The organism is Sphingopyxis sp. NFH-91 (assembly GCF_021401285.1).
Taxonomy (GTDB): domain Bacteria; phylum Pseudomonadota; class Alphaproteobacteria; order Sphingomonadales; family Sphingomonadaceae; genus Sphingopyxis; species Sphingopyxis terrae_A.
In genome coordinates this window covers 484,430-507,703 of the sequence record NZ_JACBGA010000001.1, presented here as the reverse complement: position 1 = coordinate 507,703, position 23,274 = coordinate 484,430, and the positions used below count along the sequence as shown (strand labels likewise).

The following is a 23,274-nucleotide window of genomic DNA, read 5'->3' as shown; positions in this document are numbered from 1 at the left end:
ACCCCATGACCTATACGGCGCCGACCACCGAACAGCTCTTTGTCCTCCAGCATATCGCGCGCATCGATGCGATGGCGCAGCACGACCGCTTTGCCGCGGCGACTCCCGACATGGTCGAGGCGATCGTCACCGGCATCGGCGACTTCGCGGCCGAGGTCTATGCGCCGCTCAACCGCGTCGGCGACGTCCAGAACCCGATATGGCAGGACGGCAAGGTCACGATGCCCCCGGGCTTCAAGGAAGCCTATAAGCAGTTCGTCGAGGCCGGCTGGGGCAGCATCGACGGCCCCGCCGCCTATGGCGGACAGGATCTGCCCTTCACCCTCGCGACGGTGATCATTGAGGCGCTGGGCAGCGCCGACATGGGCTTCACCCTTTGCAACATCCTGACCCCCGGCGCGATCCACGCGCTGATGGCCTATGGTACCGAGGAGCAGCGCCAGACCTGGCTGCCTAAGCTCGTCACCGGCGAATGGAACGGGACGATGAACCTGACCGAGCCTGCCGCGGGCAGCGACGTCGGCGCGCTGCGCTCGACCGCGGAAAAGGTTACCGAAGGCCCCAATGCGGGCCTCTACAAGATCAAGGGCCAGAAAATCTTCATCACCTTCGGCGAGCATGACCTCACCGACAATATCGTCCACCTCGTTCTCGCCCGCACACCCGGTGCGCCCGAAGGAACGCGCGGCATCTCGCTCTTCCTCGTGCCCAAATACCGCCTCGACGACGCCGGCAATCCCACCATCTCGAACGGCGTCCATTGCGCCTCGATCGAGCACAAGCTCGGCATCCACGGCTCGCCCACAGCGGTGATGGTCTATGGCGAGGGTGAGGATTGCCTAGGCGAGATCGTCGGCGACGAGATGGGCGGTATGAAGGCGATGTTCGTGATGATGAACAACGCGCGCCTGATGGTCGGCTGCCAGGGCGTCCAGATCGCCGAGCGCGCGACGCAGCAGGCGCAGCGCTACGCCGCCGAGCGCGTCCAGTCATCGCTCGCAGGCAGCGCCGACCGCACCCCAGTCACGATCGAGCACCACCCCGACGTCAAGCGCATGCTGTGGCGGATGCGCGCCCAGACCGAGGCGGCGCGCGCGCTCATCTATTATGCGTCGGCACAGACCGATTTCGGCAAACTCGGCGACGAAGCCGCCGCGCTGCGCGCCGAAGTCCTCATTCCGCTGGCAAAGGCGCACGCAACTGACATCGGCTGCGAGGTCGCCAGCCTCGGCGTGCAGGTGCATGGCGGCATGGGCTTCATCGAGGAAACCGGCGCCGCGCAGCATTATCGCGACGCGCGCATCGCGCCGATCTATGAAGGCACCAACGGCATCCAGGCCGCCGACCTCGTCGGGCGCAAGCTCGGGATGGCGGGCGGCGAAGGCGTGCGCAGCCTGCTCGCCGACATCACGCACGGCGCCGCCGGCCATCCCGAACTCGCCGACCTTGCCGCGGCATGCACCGCGGTCACCGACTGGCTCGAACAGGCGAACGCGCCCGACCGGCTCGCGGGCAGCTACCCCTATCTCACCATGCTCGCGACCGCGACCTGCGGCTGGCTGATGGCCGTCGAGCAGCAGGGCGCGCGCGCCGCGCTCGACGCGGGCGATAGCGATACCGCCTTCCTCGAAGCGAAAATCGCCTCGACGCGCTTCTATCTGCAACAGATCGTCCCCGCGGCCACCGGCCTCGCGCCCTCGGCGCTCGCCGGCGACGCCGCGCTGGAGCCACTGCCGCGCCTTGGTTGACGCCGGAAAAGCCGCGCCGCGCACCGCGATCGGGCGGCGCGGTTTCCCGGCATGATTAACGCGATGCTAACCAGGTTCAGTTAATGCCAACGGGTCATTTTGGAGACCCGTGCGTGCCAGTTAAGGTCAAGAGCCTTTTCATCAGTTGGCGAACGATCGCGCTGGCGCTGTTGCTCAGCGTGGCCGCGGGCCTGTCGTCGATCGCCGAACCCGTCGACCGCATCCTAGAAAGCGCCGTCGGTGCTGTCGCTTGGCGCCCAGTGTCGGGCGACATCGTCGTCGTCGCCCTCGACGACCGGACAATCGAAAAATATGGCCGTGACGATTTTTCAGTCGGACGCCACGCTCAAGTCATTGATGCAGTCGACCGGGCCGGCGCCAACCGGCTGTTTGTCGACTTTACCTACGAACGGCGCCGCAACGATCGCGACCTTCCGCTGCTTACCAATGCCGTAAAACGAATGCATGACCGTATCATCCTTGCCGCGGCCACAAAATCGGTCCGCGGGACGACGGCCGAGCTGAATAAACTGCCTGGTCCAGCATTCGGAAATGAATTTCAGGTTGGCGTTATAGGCTGGGAATTCGCGTTTTGGCAGGTCTGGCGAATTCCTGCGGCGGTAACGGTCGACGGGCGGTTGATGCCCAGCTTTTCGGCAATGATGGCGCATTATCATCCTCTTGCCGCGAGCGTCTATGCGCTCGACTATTCGTACAATGTCGATTCCATTCCGACCTACAGCGCGGCTGACCTGCTTTCGGGCAAGGTCGGCAGGCGCGAACTGGCGGGCAAGGATGTCATCTTTGCCGCGACAGCCGAAGCATTTCAGGACATCCATTATCTGCCCGGCAAAGATCGCGTGCCCGGCGCCTATGTTCATGTCGTCGGCGCCGAAACATTGAAGCGCGGCACGCCGTTCGACATCGGTTGGACGCCGGCCTTCGCGCTCGCCGCCATCGCCCTTATCACCGCCTTGTCACTACGCCAGACGCGGTGGTACAATCTTGCAGTCGCCGCCACGGTTTCGGCGTTGATCGTTGGCAAGTTTGTTTTGATGACGATGCTGATCAGCAGTTCGATTGGTGCTGGCCTGTTTTTCGTTGCGACTGTTACTGCCAATGTTTCGCGGTCGAGGCGTCGCCGGTCGGCGCAGCGTGAGAATCCTTTGTCCGGCTTGCCCAATTTCGAGGCACTGCGCACCCAGCAGTCTTTCGGCAGTGCGACCGTAATATCCGCTAAGGTCGTAAATTTCGAAGACCTTGCCGCCTTCATTCCAGGCGAGGGACTGAGCAAGCTCGTCGGGCAGGTGACCCGCCGGCTTCAGCTCGCATCGCAAGGAACCACCCTCTATCACGATCTCGACGGCACCTTCGCGTGGCTCGTCCCCTATTATCAGCACAGCCAGATCGAGACGCAACTCATGGGGCTCGCCGCGCTGTTCAACGCGCCGCTGACGATCGACGAGTTGAAGGTCGACGTGTCGATGGCTTTCGGGGTCAATGACGAGTTCGAAGGCTCGAACGCGCAGCGTCTCGCCGCCGCGCTCGTCGCCGCCGAAAAATCGATCCGCAGCCGCGTCCTGTGGACCAAATATACGCCGCAGCAAAAAGACGATGCGGGTTGGCAGCTCAGCTTCCACTCGCAGCTCGAGGATGCGCTGAATGCTGGCGACATCTGGGTCGCCTTCCAGCCGCAATATCAAATCGCGACGCGGCAGCTCGTCGGGGTCGAGGCGCTCGTGCGCTGGACGCACCCCACGCGCGGACCGATCTCGCCCGACGAATTCATCGTCCAGGCCGAAAAGAGCCAGGACATCTATCGCCTGACCCTGTTCGTCATGGACCAGGCGATCCGTTCGGCGGCGCAGTTGCAGAAACTCGGCACCGAAATTCACATGTCGGTTAATCTCTCTGCGACCCTACTCGATCACAAGGATCTCGTCTCGACGATCCGCGTCATGCTTAGCGCGCATCATCTGCCGCCCGAACGGCTGACCATCGAAATCACCGAAACCGCGCAGATCGAAAACAGCCTCCAGGCGCGTCAGACGCTCGCGCAGATCCGCCGCGCCGGCATGCGCCTGTCGATCGACGACTATGGCACGGGGCAGTCAAACCTCGAATATCTGACCGAAATCGAGGCTGACGAGATCAAGATCGACAAGCGATTCGTCATGACCATGCGCGATTCGCAGCGCAACCTCGAAGTGGTCAAATCGACCATCGATCTCGCCCACCGCCTGGGCGCCACCGCAGTCGCCGAAGGCATCGAAGATGCGCAGACAATGGCGCTCCTCGACCAGCTTGGCTGCGATATCGGCCAGGGCTATCTGCTTGGCAAACCACAGCTAATTAGCGACCTGCTCGCCAGCCTCTCCACCCCCTCCGACAGCCGCCGCGCCTAAGCTGCCAGATTGGCCGGGAATTTATAGTTAAGACTCGATTTACCATGTCGATTAAGGTATATGCTCCGTTAACTGTTCTTCGTGGGCAGTACCGACAGGAGATCTGACATGGGTTGGTTTTGGCGATTCCTGGGTGGCGGCGGCTCCGGCAACGGCGGCACGTCGGCTTAACCCGAACGAATTTCAAAGATTGGGCCTCGGCATTGCCGGGGCCTTTTCTTTTTGGGGTAAAGCCCTTCTCCCGAGGCACCCGACATCTTGTGCCGCCGCACCGATTTTTTGCGACAGCGATGCTCTTTCGCCACATATGGCCGAACCCCGCGGAAACGCTGGCGATCGCTCCCTGAGGCGTGCTTTTCCATCGACGAGTTGAATCAAATCAGCGACGAACCGAGTCCCTAATCTGTCATTTACTCTCTTGCATCGTCGCGCCGACGTGGCACTATAGATGGTGGGTAGACCACGGGGGCACCCCAAGAATTAGTATGCGGCCGAAAGTGGCGGATTTCCGCGCTCCATCCCATATGGGGGCGGGAAGCAGCTTTTTGCGTCCGAAAATAAGTGCCACCCGGCGGTCGAATGGTGCTAGGCTGGGGCTTCGCCCTGAGTCGAACAAGACGGGAACAGACTGCGCCGCTGCGCGGTCGGAAAACGGGGCATTGAAACATGGATTTTCGCGAGACCGAACGGGTGGAGACAAGCGACGTGGCGACGGTGGAACTGACAAAGAATGACGCTCCGGCAGCGCCCGAATCGGGTGCCGAATCAAAGGCTGCGGCACCCGCCGCAAAGCTCAACGATTCGTCGGAGCCCAAGGTGCATGCGCGCCGATTCGAGGTCGTCACTGATTCGTCGCGCGATTCGCTGCTGACCGATTTCGGCAAGGAAACCTTGCAGGACCGTTATCTGCTCCCCGGCGAATCCTATCAGGATCTCTTTGCCCGCGTCGCCTCGGCCTATGCCGATGATGCCGAGCATGCGCAGCGCCTCTACGACTATATCTCGAAGCTGTGGTTCATGCCCGCGACCCCCGTTCTTTCGAACGGCGGCACCGGCCGCGGCCTGCCGATCAGCTGCTACCTCAATTCGGTCGACGACAGCCTCGAAGGGATCGTCGGCACTTGGAACGAGAATGTCTGGCTCGCGTCGCGCGGCGGCGGCATCGGCACCTATTGGGGCGCGGTGCGCGGCATCGGTGAACCCGTGGGCCTCAACGGCAAGACCAGCGGTATCATCCCCTTCGTCCGCGTGATGGACTCGCTCACCCTCGCCATCTCGCAGGGCAGCCTTCGCCGCGGCTCGGCCGCCTGCTATCTCGACATCTCGCACCCCGAGATCGAGGAGTTCCTCGAGGTCCGCAAGCCGTCGGGCGACTTCAACCGCAAGGCGCTGAACCTCCACCACGGCGTCCTCATCACCGACGAATTCATGGAAGCGGTGCGCGACGGCAAGGAATTCAACCTCCGCTCGCCCAAGGACCAGAGCGTCCGCGGCACCGTCGACGCGCGCAGCCTGTTCCAGAAGCTCGTCGAGACGCGCCTCGCGACGGGCGAGCCCTACATCATCTTCATCGACCAGGTGAACCGCATGATGCCCAAGCATCATCGCGATCTCGGGCTCAAGGTGTCGACCTCGAACCTCTGCTCGGAAATCACGCTGCCGACGGGCCGCGACCATCTCGGCAACGATCGCACCGCGGTCTGCTGCCTCTCGTCGCTCAACCTCGAAACCTGGGACGAGTGGAACGGCGACAAGCGCTTCATCGAAGATGTCATGCGCATGCTCGACAATGTCCTCCAAGACTATATCGACCGCGCGCCGCCCGAAATGGCGCGCGCCAAATATAGCGCCAGCCGCGAACGCTCGGTCGGCCTCGGCGTCATGGGCTTCCACAGCTTCCTCCAGGCGCGCGGCCTGCCGTTCGAGGGGGCGATGGCGAAGTCGTCGAACCTGCGTATCTTCAAGCATATCCGCGCGCAGGTCGATCAGGCGTCGATGCTGCTCGCCAACGAGCGCGGCCCCTGCCCCGACGCCGCCGACCAGGGCGTGATGGAGCGTTTTTCGTGCAAGATGGCGATCGCGCCGACCGCGTCGATCAGCATCATCTGCGGCGGCACCAGCGCGTGTATCGAGCCGATCCCGGCGAACATCTACACGCATAAGACGCTCTCGGGCAGCTTCTCGATCCGCAACCCGCACCTCGAAGCCCTGCTCGTCGACAAGGCGAAGAACAGCGACAATATCTGGAACTCGATCCTCGAGCGCGGCGGCAGCGTCCAGCACCTCGACTTCCTGACGCAGGACGAAAAGGATGTGTTCAAGACGAGCTTCGAGATCGACCAGCGCTGGCTGCTCGAACTCGCCGCCGACCGCACGCCCTATATCGACCAGGCGGCGTCGCTGAACCTGTTCATCCCGGCGGACGTCGAGAAATGGGATCTGCTCATGCTCCACTACCGCGCGTGGGAACTCGGCATCAAATCGCTCTATTATCTCCGCTCGAAATCGGTCCAGCGCGCCGGCTTCGCGGGCGGGGTCGAGGCCGACAACACGCCCGAGGCGGCGAAGTTCGAGCTTTCGGCCGAGAGCACCGATTATGACGAGTGTCTGGCCTGCCAATAAGGATCTAACCCCATGAACAAGAATGCGGGTTGTACCCTCGCGGCGGTCGGAGCAGCGATCATTCTACTGCTCGTCTTCCTGATCGGCTATCCGCAGTATCGCGTCTATTCGCAACGCCTGGCGGGCGAGGCGGCGCTAGCCGAGGCGCAATCCTCGCGCCAAGTCGCAATACTTGAAGCTCGCGCAAAAAAGGAAAGCGCCATCTCGCTCGCCGATGCTGAGGTTATTCGTGCCAAGGGCGCCGCTCAGGCCAACGCTATCCTGCAGAACAGCCTTGGTGGCCCCGAGGGGTATCTGCGCTACCTTCAAATTCAGGCGCTCGAAGGGACCAAGGCCAGCCTGATCTATGTTCCGACCGAGGCGGGATTGCCCGTCACCGAGTCACGTCGTCTTGACCAATAATCACACGCCATTCTGATCCGAGGAAACGCCGATGCCATTGCTCGAAGCCCGCAAAACCTACAAGCCCTTCGAATATCCCTGGGCCTATGATTTCTGGAAGCGCCAGCAGCAGATCCACTGGATGCCCGAGGAAGTGCCGCTGGGCGAGGATTGCCGCGACTGGGCGCAGAAGATCAGCGACCATGAACGCAATCTGCTCACCCAGATCTTCCGCTTCTTCACCCAGGCCGATGTCGAGGTGCAGGATTGCTACCACGACAAGTACGGCCGCGTGTTCAAGCCGACCGAGGTCAAGATGATGCTGACCGCGTTCAGCAACATGGAAACCGTTCACATCGCCGCTTATTCGCACCTGCTCGACACGATCGGCATGCCCGAAAGCGAATATGGCATGTTCCTCGAATATGACGAGATGCGCGCCAAGCACGACTATCTCGGCACCTTCGGCGTCGACAGCGACGAGGATATTGCGCGCACGCTCGCGATGTTCGGCGGCTTTACCGAGGGGCTGCAGCTGTTCGCCAGCTTCGCGATGCTGATGAACTTCCCGCGCTTCAACAAGATGAAGGGCATGGGCCAGATCGTCAGCTGGTCGGTGCGCGACGAAAGCCTGCACTGCGAAGGCATCACGCGCCTGTTCCACGCCTTCGTCAAGGAACGCGACTGCCTGACCAAGACGGTGAAGGAAGACATCATCGATTGCTGCCAGAAGACCGTGCGGCTCGAGGATGCGTTCATCGACCTTGCCTTCGAACAGGGCCCGGTTCCCGGCATGACGCCCAAAGAGATCAAGCGCTACATCCGCTACATCGCCGACTGGCGCCTGGGACAGCTCGGTTTCCAGCCGATCTACATGATCGACGAACACCCGCTGCCCTGGCTCGCCCCGCTGCTGAACGGCGTCGAGCATGCCAATTTCTTCGAAACGCGCGCCACCGAATATTCGAAGGCCGCGACGCGCGGCGACTGGAACACCGTGTGGACCAGCTTCGACAGCCGCAAGAAGGCCAAGGCGAACGACGACCCGGCCGCCGCGAGCAGTGACGATGGCGGCGACGACATGTTCAAACAGGCCGGCATCGCCGCGGAGTAACCAACGAACCCCTCTCCTTCAGAGCCTGCCCCGACGCAGGCCGGGGGGAAGAGCAGCGAAGCTTGCCGGCTTGCTGGCTTGACGAAGCGGGGTGGGCCACACGGCCCGAAACGATAATCGAAAAGAGAAGTCGCAAATGACCGACAAGAAAAAACTGAAATTGCTGATCCTCAGCCAGCCGCAACGCGCCTGCCTGGAGGGTCTGTCGAACCGCCGCCCCCAACTCCTCACCGACCCCGTCCGCGACGAACTCGTCGAGCTGGGTCTGGTGGCGCAACAGGGCGCGAAATGGACGCTGACCCCGACGGGCAAGAAGGTGCTGGCGGCGGGGTCGAACCGGCGGAACAAGGGCGGGTTTTCGGTTTGATCCGAAACCTGCGACGGTTATTGCGGCAGACATGACATTATAGCCGACGCAATGGCCCATGGATGCCGGATCAAGTCCGGAATGACGATGGGGAGGAAGCCAGACCGCTTAGCGTCTTCGTGTGAAATCCGAAAGGCCCGCCCCCGGCCACCCTCAATTCACCGTGACCCCGCTCGGCACCGCTTTCACCCCCGCCGCCGCGAACAGCACGCCACCGCGCACCGCTTCGGGGGAGCCTTCGAGCAGCGGCAGCTTCACCAGCTCGCGCGTTGTCTCGCTGTCGTCGTCTACGACCAGCCGCAGCGAGGCGATGCCGATGTCACTGCGTTCAACAACCACATCGCGGATTGTCGCCAGAGGCCACGACAGGCTGTTGCCGCGATAGAGGCGCATACCGTCGTGAAAGATCCAGGCGTCGCGCTGGCGCCACAGGCGGAAACAGGTCGACAGGCCGATCGCCGCGGCGATCATCGCCGTCGTCGCCACCGCATCGCCGAAGACCAGGTTCCGCAGCATCGCGCCCATGCCGTCGCCGCGCACCGGCTCCGCCTGCCCCAGCGCCAGCGCCGCCAATATCAGCGCGCAAACGATCGCCCCCGCCAGCAGCGGTTTGGGCTTCAGCCGCGCGATCACGACGATCCTTCTGTCCCCATTGCTCATCAACCGCACAAATAGGGACAGCTGCGCCCCGACGCCAGCCCCGCCAGCGCAACCCCGCCGCTTCCCGTTTCCACGCCCCCGGCCCCGTGATCCCAGGCGAAGGCCGGGGCACACAGCAACAGTCCCACCCGATCCTCCCTTTGGCGAAGCCATGGGGAGCAACCGTCTTCAAGCTTTCCAAGGCTGCTCATCTCGGATGATGGCGTTGAGCGCGACGACGAGTTTTCGGATGATGGCGACGATGATGAGCTTTGGGGGTTTTCCTGCGTCGACGAGGCGTTGTTTGAAGGCGGCCATGACGGGATTGTGCCGGGCGGCGACGAGGGCGGCCATATAGGCTGTATCGCGCAGGGGTTTTCGTCCTCCGCTGATGCGGCGCTGTCCCTTGTATCGTCCGCTTTCGCAGGCGAAGGGCGCGACCCCGACGAGGGCGGCGGCCTGGCGTCCCGAGAGGCGGCCCAGTTCGGGCATCAGCGCCAGCAGGCTGTGGGTGAGGACCGGTCCGACGCCGGGGACCGAGCGCATCAGGCGGCTTTTGCGGGCCATGTCGGCATCGGCCTCGACCGCTGTGGCGATGGCCTGATCGAGCGCGAGGATGTCCGCCTTGATCCTCGCGATGCGCCGCCGGGCGAGGCGCTGGAGCACAGCTTGCCGGCTCTGCGCGGCCTGGTTGGTGCAGCGGGTCATCTCCTCGACGAGCTGGCGGCGGGCGGTGACCAGTTCGGCGACGGCCTCGGCGGCCGGCTCGTCGATGGCGGCGCGCTGCGGTACGGCGGCGAGGTAGCGGGCGATCACCGCGGCGTCGATCCGGTCGGTCTTGGCCATGACCCCGCACCCTTGCGCGAAGCGGCGGACCCGCAGCGCATTGAGGCGATGGAGGCGCAAGCCTGCCGCGCGCAACGCCGCCATCGCCTCGCGCTCGTAACCGCCGCTCGCTTCGAGCGCGACGGCCGTCACCGCCCGCCCTGCCAACCGGCGGGCGAGCCGGGCACAGCCGGCGGGGTCGTTCGCAAAGGCCATCGTCTCACCCGTCGGCCAGAGACAGACATCGAGCCGGTCCTTCGACACATCGATCCCGGCGATCACATCTTGCTGCGTCATCTTCGTTCCCTTCCTTGCGTGTGCGGGGTACAACCCCTCGCAACCGTGCGGGCTGGCAAAGATCCGTCCGGGCCCAAGCTCCCCAGCGGTCTCGAGAACCTAGGTGGCAACGGGCTCGCAGACGGCGCGGGAGGGTCCGCTAGCGGACCCTCCCGCAAACGCGCTTATGCATCATTATCAAGATACAAGGGGGCAGCCCGCAAGGGCTGACGGAGCAGCCGCTGGCGCTGCGCGCCGTCTGCGATTCTCCATCGCTGCGCGGCAGGGGGGATCGCGTACACGCCGCTTGCGCCCCGCCGAGTCCAGCCGTATTATACAAACAACACAGCAAGGAGCTTCGACCCATGTCCCTCGCCCTTCTCCTCGCCGCCGCACTGGCGCCCGCGCCGCAGGCCCCACCTGCACCCCCGCCCGCCGTCGCTGCGCAGTCCGCGCCGATGCCGACCGGCGCCGCGCTCGACGCGGCGATTGCGGCAAACGATGCGCGGCTGTTCTGGGCGGTGTTCGAAGGCTGCGATCCCGCCGCGCTGCCCGATCTGCTCACCCCGGATTACCGGATGCTCCACGACAAGGACGGGCTGGCTATCGCCGACCGCGCCGATTTCGTCGCGGGGATGGAGAAAAATTGCGCCGCACGCGCGCCCGGCGGTGCGCAAGCGGGCTATCGCAACCGCCGCCTGCTCGTCCCCGGATCGCGCGTCATCCGCGCGCTCGGCGACTGGGGCGCACTCGAAGAGGCGGCGCATGTCTTCTTCGAATGGAATGCCAAGGACGCGCGCTGGGACATGGTCGGCGGCGCGCGCTACATGCACGTCTGGCAATGGATGCCCGCCGAAGGCCGCTTCCGCCTGTCGGAAAGCCTGAGCTACGACCACGGCGCGGCTGCCCCCTATCCCCCGACCGCGGCCGACTGATCCGTCGTTCTTCCGAATCCGGGACCGCGCGCCGCCAGCCGGTCCGCCCCGCCCGCGGGGTGAGCGGTGCGCAGGCGGGCCGCCGCCATGCTATGCTGCGCGCCTGAAAGGAGAAAGCCCATGCAACCCGTGACCGAAGGCGACCGTCGCAAGGAACTCGGCACTCTCCTCCGCCAGATCGCGGCGCATCCCGAACGCGACTGGAGCGCGGCTCGGCGGCGGATCGCGACGCTCAACAAGCTGATCGCGCGGCGGCCCACCCCCGCCTGATCGCTCCGTCGCGCGCGCCGGTCGATCCGCCGCCCGTGCGGCAACGAACGCCCGGCGCGCCGGTTTGTCGTCGGCAAGGCCGTCCATCTCCCCTTCCCCCCTCCGGGCGGCCTTGATCGGACAATAAGGAGAAACCCGATGCGCAAGACCGTTATGACGCTCGCCGCTAGTGCCGCGATCGTCGCCGTTCCCGCCGTCGCGCAGGTCGGCCTTGGCGGCGCGGCCAATGTCAACGCGGGCGCCGCACTCGATCCCGCGACCACCGTCGGCGGCGTGACCGACCGCGTCGGCCAGACGGTCGCCAGCGTCGATGGCGCCGCGAACGATGCGGTCGATTCGGCGAAGCTGACGCTCGCAACGCGCGAACAGGTGCGCGCCGGTGCACAGGTGACCGACGCCAAGGGCGCGAGCATCGGCACGGTGCAGGGTATCGACGGCGACAATGCGATCGTCGTCGACGGCGGCAAGCTCTACAATGTCCCGCTTTCGGCGCTCTACAGCCAGGCCGACAGCGTGACCGGGCCGCTGGTGACGAAGCTGCCCAAGGCCGATCTGTCGGTCCGCGCGGCGGGTGCCGCAGAAGCGCGCTGAAACGCTGTCGGCCTTTCGGGGCCACAATCGATGATCGCCGTCCCGTGGGTCGCGGGACGGCGACCGGAACGGAGCCGGGCGATGTGCCCCGGCTCCGTTTTTGACTCAGCGCAATGCACGCCGGCGCATTGGGGGTAAGATCGGCGGATTATCGAAGCAGGAGGAAGGCCCCATGTCGCATACCCCCCACGAACTGGCCGACGCATTTCCCGACGATGCCGCGGCAATCCACCGGCTCAAGGAAAGCGACGCACATTTTGCGGCGCTGGCGGAGCACTACCATGTCGTCAACCGCGCCATCCACCGCGCCGAGAGCGAAGTCGAGCCGGTGTCCGACGAACATGCCGAGGAACTGAAGCGGCAGCGGCTGGCGCTGCTCGACGAGATCGCCGCGATCATCGCGGCGGAGCAGACGACATGAGCCGCGGCGGTGACAGCTTCGCCTCGGTGCGCACCGGGCTGATCCTGCGCCTCGCCGACCTCAGAGCGCGCGGGGCGCGGGTCGCCTCCGACCTTACCGCGCCGATCAGCGCCGACGCCGAAGATGCAGCGATCGAGCGCGAGGATGACGATGCGCTGGCGAGCGAGGATGCGCTGCTGGCGCGCCAAGTCGCGGCGGTGACGGCGGCGATCGCCCGCATCGACGAAGGGAGCTACGGCATCTGCACCAGCTGCGGCAAGGATATCGGCGAGGAACGGCTCGCCGCCAAGCCCGAGGCGGCGCTCTGCATCGAATGCGCGCGCAAGCTTTCGGCCTGATGCGCACATGAAATGGCCCGCCCGGAGGCAGCTGGGCGGGCCAGTTTCGGTGCCGGGCGCCAGATTGCGTCCCGGCCATCTGTTATCGGGGTGTCGGTCAATCCGCCTCTTCGAACAAATCGGCCGCATTGGCGGCGGTCGCCGACAGGCGCACCGTATCGCCTTCGACCGCGGCGACGAGGCCGGCGGGCAGATAATGGTGCCCGGCGCCTTCGCCATCTTCGGCCTGGGGGCTGTCGGCCTTGGTCAGCTTGATGCGTTCGCCATCGACATGATCAACGGTACCGACATGGACGCCGTCGGCGCCGATGACGGCCATATGTTCCTTGATAGCGCTATGATCGTGTTCGGCCATGGTTCTTCTCCTTGCCGCGCCGTCGCCAGCTGATCCGGCGGCCGCGACGGGGATGATACGCATGGGGCGCCGAGTCGGGTCCATCGGCTTGGACGAAGCGCTCCGAAACCGCGCCGGCTTTCCAAGCGGCGACACGCGGGCTAGCCTGGCCGCCATGCGCTTCCCCCTTCTCCTCGCTGTTTTCGCCTGCCTCGCCACGCCGCTTCCAGCCGCCGCCTGCTCGCCCGCGCCAGGCTATGCGGTGCCGACCAACATGGAACTGACCGCCGAAGCCGAGTTGGTCCTCCTCGCCACCGTCACCGGCGGCACCCCGATGGACGCGGCCGGCGCCCCCGACAACATGCGCCTCGACATCCGGCCGATCGCGGCGCTCAAGGGCAATCTTGCCGACGCGCCGAAGACGCTTCCGATCGCGCTCGCCACCGGCCGCTTCGCCACGCTCAGCAATCCCTACGAGCTCCAGCACGCCCATCCGCTCGCCTATATCGGCGGCTGCGTCCGCTACATGGTGCCGCTCGGCTCGCGCCTGCTTTTCTTCCTTGACCGCCACGATGGAGAATGGGGGCCGGCGGGCGGCCCCTTCTCGCGCTGGGCCGAAGATGTGCCCGGCGACGACGCGCCGTGGCTTACCGCGGTGCGCTTTTACCTCGAGGTGATGGCGCTGCCTGAAGCCGAGCGCGCGGCGGCGCTGACCGATCGCCGCGATACGCTGCGCGCGCGCCGCGACGACCCCGTCGCGCAATTGCTGGCCGACGATCTCGACGCGCAGCTTGCAGGACCGAACAAGCCGCTGCGCGAGGCCTTACCCCCTGCGCCCGGCGGCGACTAGCACCACGGGCGCCGATACCCTTCCCACGGCCGCGCCAGCCCCGCATCGATGAGCACGCTGCCCACGCTCACCCCGTCGCGGGTGGCGATGCGCAGCTTGCGCCCGTAACGATCGCTGTCGCGTCCGTTTTCTTCGAGCCGGAAGGCCCCGGAATTGAGCCAATCGCGCAGCCGCTCGGTCGCCCGCGTCCCCAAACGCGCCTCCTGCGCGCAACGCGGCGGATGCGTCTCCGGGGTGTCGATGTCGGCGAGGCGGTATTTCTAGCCCTCGAACCAGAAGGTGTCGCCATCGACGACGCAATTGCGCCCGCCTCCGGTATGACAAAATCCGAAATGCGCCGAATGCGGTTCCGGCGCGGCAGTGGGCCATGACAGCTCGGCGTGGGCCGGCGCGGATGCCTGCATCTGCAAGCCGCCAAAGTTCCCGCAAAGGCTCCGGCTGCCGCCACCAGCACCCACATCCCCCCAGATCGGCGGGCGCGGATACGGCGACGACACGAAGCGGAACGGATATCTGTCGGGTGCGGCATGCAGGCGAATTTGCCAGCGCAGGCATACCAAAGTAATGACGAGTGCGGTCCGAACCGCCAGCGACGACCGGCAGACGCCGCCACTGCGGCGCCACATTGATCAGGATCAATGCCGCCGCGCCGCCGCTCATTCATGTCAGGGCTTCCGAACCACCAAGGAGCCCCAGACATGACCGATCCCTTGACCCAAACCCCCGTTCTTCTTTTCGCGCTGATGATGGTGAGCTTCATCGTCGTCGTCGGCGGCCTCGCGACGGCGGATATGATGCGCAAACGGCGCGATTGACGGGCTCGCGGGCTGGTGCAGCCTGAAGCGGAACGGTAGGCTGCGCCATCAATCCCGATCCGAGAGGAACCTCACGATGTCACCGTCCCGCCCGCTCGCGCTTGCCTTCGCTGTTGCCGGCCTTGCCCTTCTGTCGCCGTTGCATGCCGCTGATATGGGTAAGGCGTCGCCCGACCCGATGGCATCTTTTCATAGCGGTACGGTCATCCCGGCGTTCGGCAAGGTCGCAAGTGTCACCGACGCCGATATGCGCATTCCCCCCGGAACCGAATTTCACATCGCGTTCGACGTTGCCACGGCGAAAGAGGCGACACTCAATCGCACGCTGGAATCGGCCGCCCGCTTTCTCAACATGCAGGTCGAAGCCGGGGTACCGGCGGAACGCATCCATCTCGCAATTGTCGTGCATGGCCCCGCAACCTTCGATGTGGCGGGCGCCGAAGCCTATGGGCGTAAGTATCCCAGCGCGGAAAATCCCAACGCCGCGCTTGTCGATGCCCTGATCAAGGCCGGTGTCCGTGTTATCGTGTGCGGCCAAAGCGCGGCGGGACAGGGCGTCAAAAAGACCGATCTGCTCCCGGGCGTCGAACTGGCATTATCGGCGATGACCGCCCACGCGCTGCTTCAGCAGCAGGGCTATACGCTCAATCCCTTTTAGTACCGCCGATATTCAGGGAGCGCCGCGCGGTTCGTCGTCTTCTACCCCGCCCGGTCCCAATTCGTCATCCTCGTCATCGTCGCTGCGTTCGCCGCGATAGGCGTCCATGTCGATGCGGCCCGATCGTTCCATCTGCCGCATATGATCGACCAGATCCTGCGCGTCGTCGCCCTCGTCGCGCGCGGGCACTTTCCGGCTGTCTTCGAGGGGACGCGCCTGCCGCGCCGCCGCGGCGACAGTTTGCGCCTGTGCGGGTTCGTCATCCTGTTCGCGGTTGACCATTTCGGGGGCATCTTCGTCGGGGGAAGCGGGCATCGAACCATCTCCTTGATTGCGCCTATCGGCCCCAATAGCCTGTGCGGCGGGAATGGATCGAAAACGCCCGTGCGGCGGGGACAGTTCCTCAGGCGGCGCTCGCCAGAACCTTGTTTTCGATGACCCGAATGAAGGCTTCGGAATCCTGTGCACCAGGGATCAGCATGCGGCCGCCAAGGATGAAGGCCGGAACGCCGGTGACATTATTGTCTGCCCAATAAGCCTCTTCCATCCGCACCATCTCGGCATAGTCGTCGCCGTCCAGAATCGCGGCGGCGCGAGCCGCGTCGAGTCCGACCGAGGCCGCGACATCGATCAGGACGGCGGGATCGCCGACGTCGCGATTGTCGGTGAAATGGGCGCGGAACAGCGCGAGTTTCAGCGCGGTCTGAACGCCGGTCGCTGCCGCCTGATCGGGCTCTTCCAACGCTCCGGCCCAGGTGAGCAAACGATGCGCATCGAAGCTGTTGCGCATCCGAAAACCCGGCCCCCGATTGAATGCAAAGCCGAGGTCGGCCGCAATCGCCGCCAGTCGCCCGCTATTGGCCCGGCTCTGTTCTTGGGTAATCCCGTATTTCCGGATGACGTGTTCGACCGCGTCTTCGCCCTCGGGGGGCATGTGCGGATTGAGTTCGAAAGGGTGCCATTGGACACGGAAGGCCAACCGTCCCTCAAAATGCGCCATGACCTTCTGAAACTTCAGCCAGCCGATAATGCACCAGGGGCACATCACGTCGGACACGATATCAACGCTGAGGCGCGGCAATTCTGTTCGGGTCACGGTCATTCTCCTGAACCGTGCCGCCAGCCTGCCCGATCGGTCAGCCCCCGGTACGGCGTTCCTTGCCCGACCGCCGGTCGCCCTGACGGCGCTCGGGGCCATTGTAGTCGGGATCGTCCGCGACGCGCCGATCGCTCTGGCGCCGGTCCGAACGGTCCCGCTTGTCGTCATCGGATGTCATGTGCGGCCCCTTTCACACAGGAAACAGAAGCGCGACCCGATATAAATTTACGCATAAACCGGCCCGCAACACAACAGGACCGAATTTCTCGTTACCGATCAGCTCATTATGACGAAATCTCGACCCCCGAAGCCGCAGCCGAGGCGCGCGAGAGCATATAATAGGCCGTGATCATCAGGCCGACCGACAAGGCTTCGATAATCATCGCCTGCACGATGCCGCCATTGACCATGTCGCCGCTCGCCACCCCGATCAGGCGGCCGACTAGCGCAGTGCCGTAAAGCGCAGCGGGAACCAGCAGCGCGCGCGACCAGCCGCGCAGCAGCCCCCCGAGCGCCGCGCCACCGGCGGCCACGAGGAAAAAGGCCGACATGTCGGCACGCACCGTGTTCGCGGCGACGCCATCGGCAATGATTCCGAAGGTTTCGGTAAAGCTGGCAGGGTTCAACACGCCGCGAATGCCGACGATGAAAAAGAGCAGCGCCCAGAGCAGGACCGCGCCGCGCAACACCCAATTGACCATGATCGTCTCTCCCCTTGCTTAGCGCCGAAGCTGCGGCATCGGGACAGAAAGTGCAATCTATTCCGTCGGCTCGGCCGCGAAGCTTTCCTCTATCCAGCCGCCGCCGAGTACGCGCGTGGGTTCGGCTGCATCATAGAGCACCGCCGCCTGGCCGGGCGCAACGCCATATTCGGGCGCGGCGAAGACCAGCCGGTCGCCGTTCATCTGCGCCGGCACGGGCTTCGCCATGCTGCGCACCTTTGCCAGAACCGGGCGACGATCGACCTCGGCAAGCCAGTTCGCTTCGCCGATCCGCGCGCCTGCGACGGCCAGCGCGCGGCGCGGCCCCACGATGACGCGCTTTGTCGCCGCATCGAGGCGTATGACATAAAGCGGTTCGGTCTGCCCGCCGATGTCGATGCCGCGGCGTTGGCCGACCGTATAATGGATAAGCCCCTTGTGAGCGCCCAGCACCGTGCCGTCGATATGCACGATCTCGCCGCGATCTTCCGCCTCCGGACGCAGCTTGCGCACCAGCGTCGTATAGTCGCCGTCGGGGACGAAACAGATATCCTGGCTGTCGGGTTTGCCCGCGACGCCAAGGCCAAGATCTCGGGCGATTTCGCGCACCACGCTCTTTTCGAGCCCGCCGAGCGGGAAACGCAGAAAGTCGAGCTGCTCCTGCGTGGTGGCGAAGAGGAAATAGCTTTGGTCGCGGGCGGGATCGACCGCCCGGTGCAGCTCGGCACCGGCCGACCCCATGATGCGGCGGACATAATGGCCGGTCGCAAGGCAATCGGCACCCAGATCTCGCGCGAGCTGGAAAAGATCGGTGAATTTCACACCCATGTTGCAACGGACGCACGGGATCGGAGTCCGGCCCGCGAGATATTCGTCGGCGAACTGATCGATCACCGTATCGCGGAAGCGGCTTTCATGGTCGTGGACATAATGGGCGAAGCCAAGCCGGTCGGCGACCGCGCGGGCGTCACGAATATCCTGCCCCGCGCAGCAAGCCCCGACGCGCTTGGCCTTGGCGCCATGGTCGTAAAGTTGCAGCGTCACGCCGATCACCTCGGCGCCCGACCGCGCGGCAAGCGCGGCGACGACGCTCGAATCGACTCCGCCCGACATCGCGACCACGATTCGCCGATCCTTTAACGGACCGGCGAGCTGGAAGTCGGCCTGGGCGAGGCCCGCGGGTGAAATTACGGTTGCCATGATGCGCGCCATCTAGGGAGCGATCAGGCAAAATGCCAGCTTTTCCGCGGCGGGTGTCAAGATATTGACGCGAGTTAAGCTTCGCTAACAAGCGATGAAATGGGCATTTACTGGACCTTAGGCCGCACGCGCTAGACAGGCAGCATGAACTTGCTTCCCTCCGACCTTCCGCATCCAGCCGATGCGACGAGCCTGTCGAAGCCCGGCTTCGACATTTTGCTCGCGGTGTCGCGGGCGCGGCAGGCAGCGCTTCCGACCGTTCGCTTGCTGCGCGAGCGCGAGACCGACGAATCGCATGCCGCAGCGGTCGGCGCGGTGCGCGAAATGCTGGGCGGCGGGGTGCAGGCACTGGACGACGGAATGCTTCGTCCCGCGCGCTTCTTCGACTTGTCCGACGAAGCGAACGGGCTGCCCGAAACTGTGAACAGCGCGTTTACCAGAGGGTTTCAGCCGATGTTGAACCCCTCTTCTATAAAAGCACGGACGTCGGCTTTGCCGATCCCCCACGACGAAGATTTTATGGAATGAGCATGATCGAGAATCAGAAAATCCGGCCCGCCCAGGTCATCGGCCCCCTTGGGGAACCGCTGACGCTGGACAGTCTGCCGCCTGCGAACACCACGCGCTGGGTCGTTCGCCGCAAGGCGGAAGTGGTTGCAGCCGTCAATGGCGGCCTGTTGACCGTGGACGAAGCGTGCGAGCGCTATTCGCTGACGCTCGAGGAGTTTGCCGGCTGGCAGCGGTCGATCGACCGCAGCGGCATGCCGGGCCTGCGCGTCACGCGTATCCAGCACTACCGCGATCTTTACGAGCGCCAGCAGCGCTTCTGATCGCATCGCGTGCGATACATGATGAAGGGGGCGCCTGCGGGCGCCCCCTTTTTTGCGTCGGAGCGGGACAGGAGCGGCGTGGAATCAAAAAATAGCATTGCGAAAGCATAGGCTTGCAAATTTTGTTGCAACCGATGCCAGCGGCGCGGCGTTGCCCCCCCTGTAACAAGGGAGAACTGTTATAATGCGCAAGATTGCTCTTACCCTCACCGCCGCTTCGGCTCTCGCGCTCGGCGCTTGCCAGAGCCCCGCCGCCGACAGTGTCGAGGATCAGGCCGAATCGCGGGCCGACGCCATTGATGATCAGGCCGACACCATGCCCGATGGCCCCGCCAAGGAAGCCATGGAAAACAAGGCCGACCGGGTCGAAGAAATGGGCGAGGAAAAAGCCAACGCGATGGACGACAATGGCGAGGTTGCCCCGTCCGAAACCGGCGTCGGCGACACGCAGAAGAAGTAAGACTGTCCCCGACCTGCGCCCCCCGCGGGTCACGGACAGCCTGGAAAGGGCGCCAGCGCATGCCGCTGGCGCCCTTTCGCTTGTTCGCGACATAAAAGATTGGCCCCTGTGACGCCGGTCACGGTGACGTCATGGCAGCGCCGCTAGAGCGATGTGCGTGGGACACGGGAGCTCCGACACCCGCGTTCTTCACCTTCCCGCCGCCGGTCGCGACCCCCGGCGGCGGGGAGGACCACCGGCCTATCCGGCACCGAGCTGCTTCAGCACATCCTGAACCCCGCGTGCGTCCGCGTCGCTGCGCAGCGCCTCCAGCGCCGCCGCGACGTCGATCACATATTCGGCGACGCCGCGCGATTCCTCCTTGCGCGTGCCGCCCATCGCCTTGATCAGCCCCAGTGCGGCGTGATTTTCGGACAGGATATTGACGTCGAGCGTCGTCAACCCTTCGGCGAGACAATCGACGAGCAGCGCCGCGGTCATCATCCGGGCGAGGCCCTGGCCGTGAAAGGCGTCGAGGATTGCGATCGAATATTCGCCGACACGCATCTCGCCCCCGCCGGCCCCTGCCTTGTGCCGGACGGCATGAACCGCACCGATCGCCGGCTCGCCTTCGCATTCGGTGCAAATCGCGCCCCAGGCGATATGGTCGTGGCCATCGACATCGACCAGCCGCTCGATCACCGCATCGGGCATGGCCGGCGCAGGCGAAAAGAAGCGCAGATAGCGCGATTCGGCCGAGAGTTTCTGGATTCCGGCGCGGAGCAGGCCGGCGTCGTCGGGCCGGATCGTCCGCAGGCATACCGCGGTTCCGTCGTTGAGCACGCTGTGCACGACGATGTCGTCGATCGGCCTTGCGGGAGCGTGCACGCTTCGTCCTTTCCCGGCTGTCGTCGGTGTTCGGCAAGCTATCGCCGCCCGGGCCGAAAGACAATCGCTCCTGCCGGAGGGTGCAGCCCCTTATTTTTGCGTGAGAAGTTGAAAGTAGCCGGTGGCGGGCTTTGATATTCGGGGCGGCCAAAAAGCAAAAAAGGCCGGGTCGTGTATATTATGGATCTCAATCCCCTCAAAACGTCGGGGGCGGCAGCCTTTCCCGAAACGCTTGGCGGGCGGCTGGCGCAGTTGCGCAAGGCGCGGCAGCTGACGCAGCGGGATATTGCCCGCCAGCTTGGCGTTGCGGTGACGTCGGTCTGCTATTGGGAGCAGGACCGGTCGCGCCCCAAGCCGGCGCGGCTGCGCCGGCTCGCCGATGTGCTCGGCACCCCGCTTGCAGACCTGAACGGCCTCGGCGGTCCGCCTCAGTCGGCGCATCTTGGCCAGTTGGTCGCGCAGGCGCGCCGCGAGATCGCCGAGGCCGCCGGCACGACGCCGGCGAAGGTCAAGATCATCATCGAGATGTAGCGCGCACCCTCAGGCGTCGTCGCCCATTCGCAGCGCCGCGATGAACGCCTCCTGCGGGATGTTGACGTTGCCATATTCGCGCATCCGCTTCTTGCCCTCCTTCTGCTTTTCGAGGAGCTTTTTCTTGCGGGTCGCGTCGCCGCCATAGCATTTGGCGGTGACGTCCTTGCGCAGCGCCGCGATGGTTTCGCGCGCGATCACCTTGCCGCCGATCGCCGCCTGGATCGGGATCTTGAACATGTGGCGCGGGATCAGATCCTTGAGCCGCTCGCACATCCCGCGCCCGCGTGCCTCGGCGCTGCCCCGGTGGACGATCATGCTGAGCGCATCGACCGGCTCATTGTTGACGAGGATGCTCATCTTGACGAGATCGCCGGGGCGGTGGCCGATCTGGTGATAGTCGAACGAGGCATAGCCGCGGCTGATGCTCTTCAACCGGTCGTAGAAATCGAACACGACTTCGTTGAGCGGCAGTTCATAGGTGATCTGTGCGCGGCCGCCGACATAGGTCAGATTCTTCTGGATGCCGCGGCGGTCCTGACAGAGCTTGAGGATCGAACCCAGATATTCGTCGGGGACATAGATAACCGCCTCGATCCACGGCTCCTCGATTTCCTCGATCCGGTTCGGATCGGGCATGTCGGCCGGATTGTGGAGCTCCATCTCGGTGGGGCCGCCTTCCTTCGACCGGGTGAGCTTGAGCTTGTAGACCACCGACGGCGCCGTGGTGATCAGGTCGAGGTCATATTCGCGGGTCAGCCGCTCCTGAATGATCTCGAGGTGGAGAAGACCCAGAAAACCGCAGCGAAAGCCGAAGCCCAATGCGGCGCTCGTCTCCATTTCGAAGCTGAACGACGCATCGTTGAGCCGCAGCTTCTGGATGCTTTCGCGCAGCTTCTCGAAATCATTGGCATCGGTCGGGAAGAGGCCGCAGAAGACGACCGGCTGAACCTCCTTGAACCCCGGTAGCGGCGCCGCGGCGGGCCTTTTGGCGTCGGTGACCGTATCGCCGACACGCGCCTGCGCAACGTCCTTAATCTGTGCGGTGATGAAACCGATCTCGCCCGGGCCGATCTCGACAAGGTCGGTCCGCTTCGGGGTGAAACAGCCGACGCGGTCGATCAGATGGGTCGTCCCCGCCTGCATGAACTTGATCTGCTGACCCTTTTTCAGCACCCCGTCGACGACGCGGACGAGAATCACGACGCCGAGATAAGGGTCGTACCAGCTGTCGACGAGCATCGCGACGAGCGGCGCCGCGGCATCGCCCTTCGGCGGCGGAATCCTGGCGACGATGGCTTCGAGCGTTTCTTCGATGCCGATCCCCGACTTGGCGCTGGCCAGCACCGCATCGTCGGCGGGCAGGCCGATGATATCCTCGATCTCCGCCTTCACCTTGTCGGTGTCGGCGGCGGGCAGGTCGATCTTGTTGATGACCGGCACGATTTCATGGTCATGCTCGATCGACTGATAGACGTTGGCGAGTGTCTGCGCCTCGACCCCCTGCGCCGCGTCGACGACGAGCAGCGCGCCCTCGCACGCCGCCAGGCTGCGCGAGACTTCATAGGCGAAGTCGACGTGGCCGGGCGTGTCCATCAGATTGAGCTGATAGGTTTCGCCGTCGTGCGCCTTGTACGTCAGGCGCACCGTCTGCGCCTTGATCGTGATCCCGCGCTCCTTCTCGATGTCCATATTGTCGAGAACCTGCGCCGACATTTCGCGCTCGGTCAGCCCGCCAGTGAACTGGATCAGCCGGTCGGCGAGCGTCGACTTGCCATGGTCGATATGCGCGATGATCGAGAAATTACGGATATGCGAGAGAGGAGTCGTCATCGCGCGCCGTTAGCAGGGGAATTGCGCGCTGTCAGCACCGCCGCGCAGCCGCGCGCAGCCACCGGCGCGAAAGGCGCAGAAAAGCGTGTAACTTCACACGCGATTGCAGCGCTCGCAGCGTCCCGAAGGCGCCGCAGGACCGGGCGATGCCCGCGGCGCGGTGC

At 64.7% G+C, this 23,274-nt stretch carries 28 protein-coding genes and 1 pseudogene; 17 read left to right on the top strand and 12 right to left on the bottom strand.

The features are described 5' to 3' along the window. Window positions 1–5: 5 nt before the first annotated feature. From L0963_RS02495 to L0963_RS02470, 6 genes are all read left to right on the top strand, one after another. Window positions 6–1,748: an acyl-CoA dehydrogenase gene (locus L0963_RS02495; protein WP_217372672.1), complete on the top strand. Its 1,743-nt coding sequence runs from the start codon at window positions 6–8 to the stop codon at window positions 1,746–1,748. Window positions 1,749–1,861: 113 nt separating this feature from the next. After that, entirely contained in the window at window positions 1,862–4,153 is a 2,292-nt protein-coding gene (locus L0963_RS02490; RefSeq protein WP_062900731.1) for an EAL domain-containing protein, read from the top strand. A gap of 666 nt (window positions 4,154–4,819) precedes the next feature. Then, entirely contained in the window at window positions 4,820–6,775 is a 1,956-nt protein-coding gene (locus L0963_RS02485) for a ribonucleoside-diphosphate reductase subunit alpha (protein ID WP_062900732.1), read from the top strand. 12 nt (window positions 6,776–6,787) lie between these two features. Beyond that, on the top strand, window positions 6,788–7,177 hold the full coding sequence (locus L0963_RS02480; RefSeq protein WP_062900733.1) for a hypothetical protein: 390 nt from the start codon (window positions 6,788–6,790) through the stop codon (window positions 7,175–7,177). Between the two features lie 31 nt (window positions 7,178–7,208). Further along, the gene (locus L0963_RS02475; protein ID WP_062900734.1) at window positions 7,209–8,270 is read left to right on the top strand and encodes a ribonucleotide-diphosphate reductase subunit beta; all 1,062 of its coding nucleotides are present in this window, start codon (window positions 7,209–7,211) and stop codon (window positions 8,268–8,270) included. A 136-nt stretch (window positions 8,271–8,406) separates the two neighbouring features. Next, entirely contained in the window at window positions 8,407–8,637 is a 231-nt protein-coding gene (locus L0963_RS02470; RefSeq protein WP_062900735.1) for a hypothetical protein, read from the top strand. 153 nt (window positions 8,638–8,790) lie between these two features. Here the strand turns inward: L0963_RS02470 and L0963_RS02465 are convergent, their stop codons facing one another. Further along, window positions 8,791–9,297, bottom strand: coding sequence for a hypothetical protein (locus tag L0963_RS02465; RefSeq protein ID WP_234178538.1), 507 nt, complete (start codon window positions 9,295–9,297; stop codon window positions 8,791–8,793). Between the two features lie 168 nt (window positions 9,298–9,465). Beyond that, on the bottom strand, window positions 9,466–10,383 hold the full coding sequence (locus tag L0963_RS02460) for an IS110 family transposase (protein ID WP_234178537.1): 918 nt from the start codon (window positions 10,381–10,383) through the stop codon (window positions 9,466–9,468). 359 nt (window positions 10,384–10,742) lie between these two features. Between L0963_RS02460 and L0963_RS02455 the strand changes: the two genes are divergently transcribed. The 5 genes from L0963_RS02455 (at window position 10,743) to L0963_RS02435 (ending at window position 12,932) form a co-directional block, all read left to right on the top strand. After that, window positions 10,743–11,312: a DUF4440 domain-containing protein gene (locus L0963_RS02455; RefSeq protein ID WP_062900737.1), complete on the top strand. Its 570-nt coding sequence runs from the start codon at window positions 10,743–10,745 to the stop codon at window positions 11,310–11,312. A 120-nt stretch (window positions 11,313–11,432) separates the two neighbouring features. Then, window positions 11,433–11,582 (top strand): hypothetical protein, encoded by a 150-nt coding sequence (locus L0963_RS02450; protein ID WP_162928312.1) that lies wholly within the window; start codon window positions 11,433–11,435, stop codon window positions 11,580–11,582. Window positions 11,583–11,720: 138 nt separating this feature from the next. Next, window positions 11,721–12,173 (top strand): hypothetical protein, encoded by a 453-nt coding sequence (locus L0963_RS02445; RefSeq protein WP_062900738.1) that lies wholly within the window; start codon window positions 11,721–11,723, stop codon window positions 12,171–12,173. A gap of 172 nt (window positions 12,174–12,345) precedes the next feature. Beyond that, on the top strand, window positions 12,346–12,594 hold the full coding sequence (locus L0963_RS02440; protein WP_062900739.1) for a YdcH family protein: 249 nt from the start codon (window positions 12,346–12,348) through the stop codon (window positions 12,592–12,594). Next, entirely contained in the window at window positions 12,591–12,932 is a 342-nt protein-coding gene (locus tag L0963_RS02435) for a TraR/DksA family transcriptional regulator (RefSeq protein ID WP_062900740.1), read from the top strand. Before L0963_RS02440 ends, L0963_RS02435 begins: the two co-directional genes overlap by 4 nt. 97 nt (window positions 12,933–13,029) lie before the next feature. Here L0963_RS02435 and L0963_RS02430 read toward each other — a convergent pair whose 3' ends face one another. Then, on the bottom strand, window positions 13,030–13,287 hold the full coding sequence (locus L0963_RS02430; protein WP_062900741.1) for a DUF2171 domain-containing protein: 258 nt from the start codon (window positions 13,285–13,287) through the stop codon (window positions 13,030–13,032). A 154-nt stretch (window positions 13,288–13,441) separates the two neighbouring features. Here L0963_RS02430 and L0963_RS02425 point away from each other — a divergent pair, with 154 nt between their 5' ends. Continuing rightward, on the top strand, window positions 13,442–14,116 hold the full coding sequence (locus tag L0963_RS02425) for a hypothetical protein (RefSeq protein ID WP_186402973.1): 675 nt from the start codon (window positions 13,442–13,444) through the stop codon (window positions 14,114–14,116). Here the strand turns inward: L0963_RS02425 and L0963_RS02420 are convergent. Both L0963_RS02420 and L0963_RS19780 read right to left on the bottom strand, forming a co-directional pair. Further along, window positions 14,113–14,361: pseudogene (locus L0963_RS02420) on the bottom strand (thermonuclease family protein); the annotation flags it as partial. The gene L0963_RS02425 and the pseudogene L0963_RS02420 sit on opposite strands and share 4 nt — an antisense overlap. A gap of 15 nt (window positions 14,362–14,376) precedes the next feature. Continuing rightward, on the bottom strand, window positions 14,377–14,742 hold the full coding sequence (locus L0963_RS19780) for a hypothetical protein (protein WP_263587719.1): 366 nt from the start codon (window positions 14,740–14,742) through the stop codon (window positions 14,377–14,379). Window positions 14,743–15,007: 265 nt separating this feature from the next. Here L0963_RS19780 and L0963_RS02415 point away from each other — a divergent pair, with 265 nt between their 5' ends. Then, complete coding sequence (locus L0963_RS02415; RefSeq protein WP_217372673.1) at window positions 15,008–15,589, top strand: DsrE family protein; 582 nt, start codon at window positions 15,008–15,010, stop codon at window positions 15,587–15,589. A gap of 12 nt (window positions 15,590–15,601) precedes the next feature. Here the strand turns inward: L0963_RS02415 and L0963_RS02410 are convergent, their stop codons facing one another. The 5 genes from L0963_RS02410 to mnmA all read right to left on the bottom strand — a co-directional run bounded on the left by L0963_RS02410 (window position 15,602) and on the right by mnmA (window position 18,589). After that, window positions 15,602–15,904: a hypothetical protein gene (locus tag L0963_RS02410; protein WP_062900747.1), complete on the bottom strand. Its 303-nt coding sequence runs from the start codon at window positions 15,902–15,904 to the stop codon at window positions 15,602–15,604. A gap of 88 nt (window positions 15,905–15,992) precedes the next feature. Then, the gene (locus L0963_RS02405; protein ID WP_062900748.1) at window positions 15,993–16,691 is read right to left on the bottom strand and encodes a DsbA family oxidoreductase; all 699 of its coding nucleotides are present in this window, start codon (window positions 16,689–16,691) and stop codon (window positions 15,993–15,995) included. Window positions 16,692–16,725: 34 nt separating this feature from the next. Continuing rightward, window positions 16,726–16,866, bottom strand: a complete 141-nt coding sequence (locus tag L0963_RS02400; protein ID WP_186402970.1) for a hypothetical protein — start codon at window positions 16,864–16,866, stop codon at window positions 16,726–16,728. A 106-nt stretch (window positions 16,867–16,972) separates the two neighbouring features. Further along, window positions 16,973–17,389 carry a hypothetical protein gene (locus tag L0963_RS02395; protein WP_062900749.1) on the bottom strand — a complete coding sequence of 139 codons (417 nt, stop codon included), beginning with the start codon at window positions 17,387–17,389 and terminating at the stop codon, window positions 16,973–16,975. Window positions 17,390–17,446: 57 nt separating this feature from the next. Further along, window positions 17,447–18,589, bottom strand: coding sequence for a tRNA 2-thiouridine(34) synthase MnmA (gene mnmA / locus L0963_RS02390; RefSeq protein ID WP_062902981.1), 1,143 nt, complete (start codon window positions 18,587–18,589; stop codon window positions 17,447–17,449). A gap of 216 nt (window positions 18,590–18,805) precedes the next feature. On the opposite strand from mnmA, the gene L0963_RS02385 reads away from it, so the two are divergent. From L0963_RS02385 to L0963_RS02375, 3 genes are all read left to right on the top strand, one after another. Further along, entirely contained in the window at window positions 18,806–19,117 is a 312-nt protein-coding gene (locus tag L0963_RS02385) for a hypothetical protein (RefSeq protein WP_217372674.1), read from the top strand. A gap of 2 nt (window positions 19,118–19,119) precedes the next feature. After that, window positions 19,120–19,419, top strand: coding sequence for a CtrA inhibitor SciP (sciP, locus tag L0963_RS02380; protein WP_003038785.1), 300 nt, complete (start codon window positions 19,120–19,122; stop codon window positions 19,417–19,419). A gap of 184 nt (window positions 19,420–19,603) precedes the next feature. Beyond that, complete coding sequence (locus L0963_RS02375) at window positions 19,604–19,879, top strand: hypothetical protein (RefSeq protein WP_062900750.1); 276 nt, start codon at window positions 19,604–19,606, stop codon at window positions 19,877–19,879. Between the two features lie 240 nt (window positions 19,880–20,119). Here the strand turns inward: L0963_RS02375 and L0963_RS02370 are convergent, their stop codons facing one another. Next, a complete protein-coding gene (locus L0963_RS02370) occupies window positions 20,120–20,746 on the bottom strand; it encodes a GNAT family N-acetyltransferase (RefSeq protein ID WP_062900751.1) in 627 nt (208 codons plus the stop codon). A gap of 180 nt (window positions 20,747–20,926) precedes the next feature. Between L0963_RS02370 and L0963_RS02365 the strand changes: the two genes are divergently transcribed. Beyond that, window positions 20,927–21,277 (top strand): helix-turn-helix domain-containing protein, encoded by a 351-nt coding sequence (locus L0963_RS02365; RefSeq protein ID WP_186402968.1) that lies wholly within the window; start codon window positions 20,927–20,929, stop codon window positions 21,275–21,277. A 9-nt stretch (window positions 21,278–21,286) separates the two neighbouring features. Here L0963_RS02365 and lepA read toward each other — a convergent pair whose 3' ends face one another. After that, window positions 21,287–23,110: a translation elongation factor 4 gene (gene lepA / locus L0963_RS02360; RefSeq protein WP_058812482.1), complete on the bottom strand. Its 1,824-nt coding sequence runs from the start codon at window positions 23,108–23,110 to the stop codon at window positions 21,287–21,289. Window positions 23,111–23,274 lie beyond the last annotated feature (164 nt).

Excerpts from the sequence above, each read along its gene's own strand:
- L0963_RS02495 (WP_217372672.1), top strand. The coding sequence starts at position 6 with ATGACCTATACGGCGCCGACCACCGAACAGCTCTTTGTCCTCCAGCAT.
- L0963_RS02485 (WP_062900732.1), top strand. The coding sequence starts at position 4,820 with ATGGATTTTCGCGAGACCGAACGGGTGGAGACAAGCGACGTGGCGACG.
- L0963_RS02480 (WP_062900733.1), top strand. The coding sequence starts at position 6,788 with ATGAACAAGAATGCGGGTTGTACCCTCGCGGCGGTCGGAGCAGCGATC.
- L0963_RS02475 (WP_062900734.1), top strand. The coding sequence starts at position 7,209 with ATGCCATTGCTCGAAGCCCGCAAAACCTACAAGCCCTTCGAATATCCC.
- L0963_RS02470 (WP_062900735.1), top strand. The coding sequence starts at position 8,407 with ATGACCGACAAGAAAAAACTGAAATTGCTGATCCTCAGCCAGCCGCAA.
- L0963_RS02465 (WP_234178538.1), bottom strand. The coding sequence starts at position 9,297 with ATGAGCAATGGGGACAGAAGGATCGTCGTGATCGCGCGGCTGAAGCCC.
- L0963_RS02455 (WP_062900737.1), top strand. The coding sequence starts at position 10,743 with ATGTCCCTCGCCCTTCTCCTCGCCGCCGCACTGGCGCCCGCGCCGCAG.
- L0963_RS02450 (WP_162928312.1), top strand. The coding sequence starts at position 11,433 with ATGCAACCCGTGACCGAAGGCGACCGTCGCAAGGAACTCGGCACTCTC.
- L0963_RS02445 (WP_062900738.1), top strand. The coding sequence starts at position 11,721 with ATGCGCAAGACCGTTATGACGCTCGCCGCTAGTGCCGCGATCGTCGCC.
- L0963_RS02440 (WP_062900739.1), top strand. The coding sequence starts at position 12,346 with ATGTCGCATACCCCCCACGAACTGGCCGACGCATTTCCCGACGATGCC.
- L0963_RS02435 (WP_062900740.1), top strand. The coding sequence starts at position 12,591 with ATGAGCCGCGGCGGTGACAGCTTCGCCTCGGTGCGCACCGGGCTGATC.
- L0963_RS02430 (WP_062900741.1), bottom strand. The coding sequence starts at position 13,287 with ATGGCCGAACACGATCATAGCGCTATCAAGGAACATATGGCCGTCATC.
- L0963_RS02425 (WP_186402973.1), top strand. The coding sequence starts at position 13,442 with ATGCGCTTCCCCCTTCTCCTCGCTGTTTTCGCCTGCCTCGCCACGCCG.
- L0963_RS19780 (WP_263587719.1), bottom strand. The coding sequence starts at position 14,742 with ATGTGGCGCCGCAGTGGCGGCGTCTGCCGGTCGTCGCTGGCGGTTCGG.
- L0963_RS02415 (WP_217372673.1), top strand. The coding sequence starts at position 15,008 with ATGTCACCGTCCCGCCCGCTCGCGCTTGCCTTCGCTGTTGCCGGCCTT.
- L0963_RS02410 (WP_062900747.1), bottom strand. The coding sequence starts at position 15,904 with ATGCCCGCTTCCCCCGACGAAGATGCCCCCGAAATGGTCAACCGCGAA.
- L0963_RS02405 (WP_062900748.1), bottom strand. The coding sequence starts at position 16,691 with ATGACCGTGACCCGAACAGAATTGCCGCGCCTCAGCGTTGATATCGTG.
- L0963_RS02400 (WP_186402970.1), bottom strand. The coding sequence starts at position 16,866 with ATGACATCCGATGACGACAAGCGGGACCGTTCGGACCGGCGCCAGAGC.
- L0963_RS02395 (WP_062900749.1), bottom strand. The coding sequence starts at position 17,389 with ATGGTCAATTGGGTGTTGCGCGGCGCGGTCCTGCTCTGGGCGCTGCTC.
- mnmA (WP_062902981.1), bottom strand. The coding sequence starts at position 18,589 with ATGGCAACCGTAATTTCACCCGCGGGCCTCGCCCAGGCCGACTTCCAG.
- sciP (WP_003038785.1), top strand. The coding sequence starts at position 19,120 with ATGATCGAGAATCAGAAAATCCGGCCCGCCCAGGTCATCGGCCCCCTT.
- L0963_RS02375 (WP_062900750.1), top strand. The coding sequence starts at position 19,604 with ATGCGCAAGATTGCTCTTACCCTCACCGCCGCTTCGGCTCTCGCGCTC.
- L0963_RS02365 (WP_186402968.1), top strand. The coding sequence starts at position 20,927 with ATGGATCTCAATCCCCTCAAAACGTCGGGGGCGGCAGCCTTTCCCGAA.
- lepA (WP_058812482.1), bottom strand. The coding sequence starts at position 23,110 with ATGACGACTCCTCTCTCGCATATCCGTAATTTCTCGATCATCGCGCAT.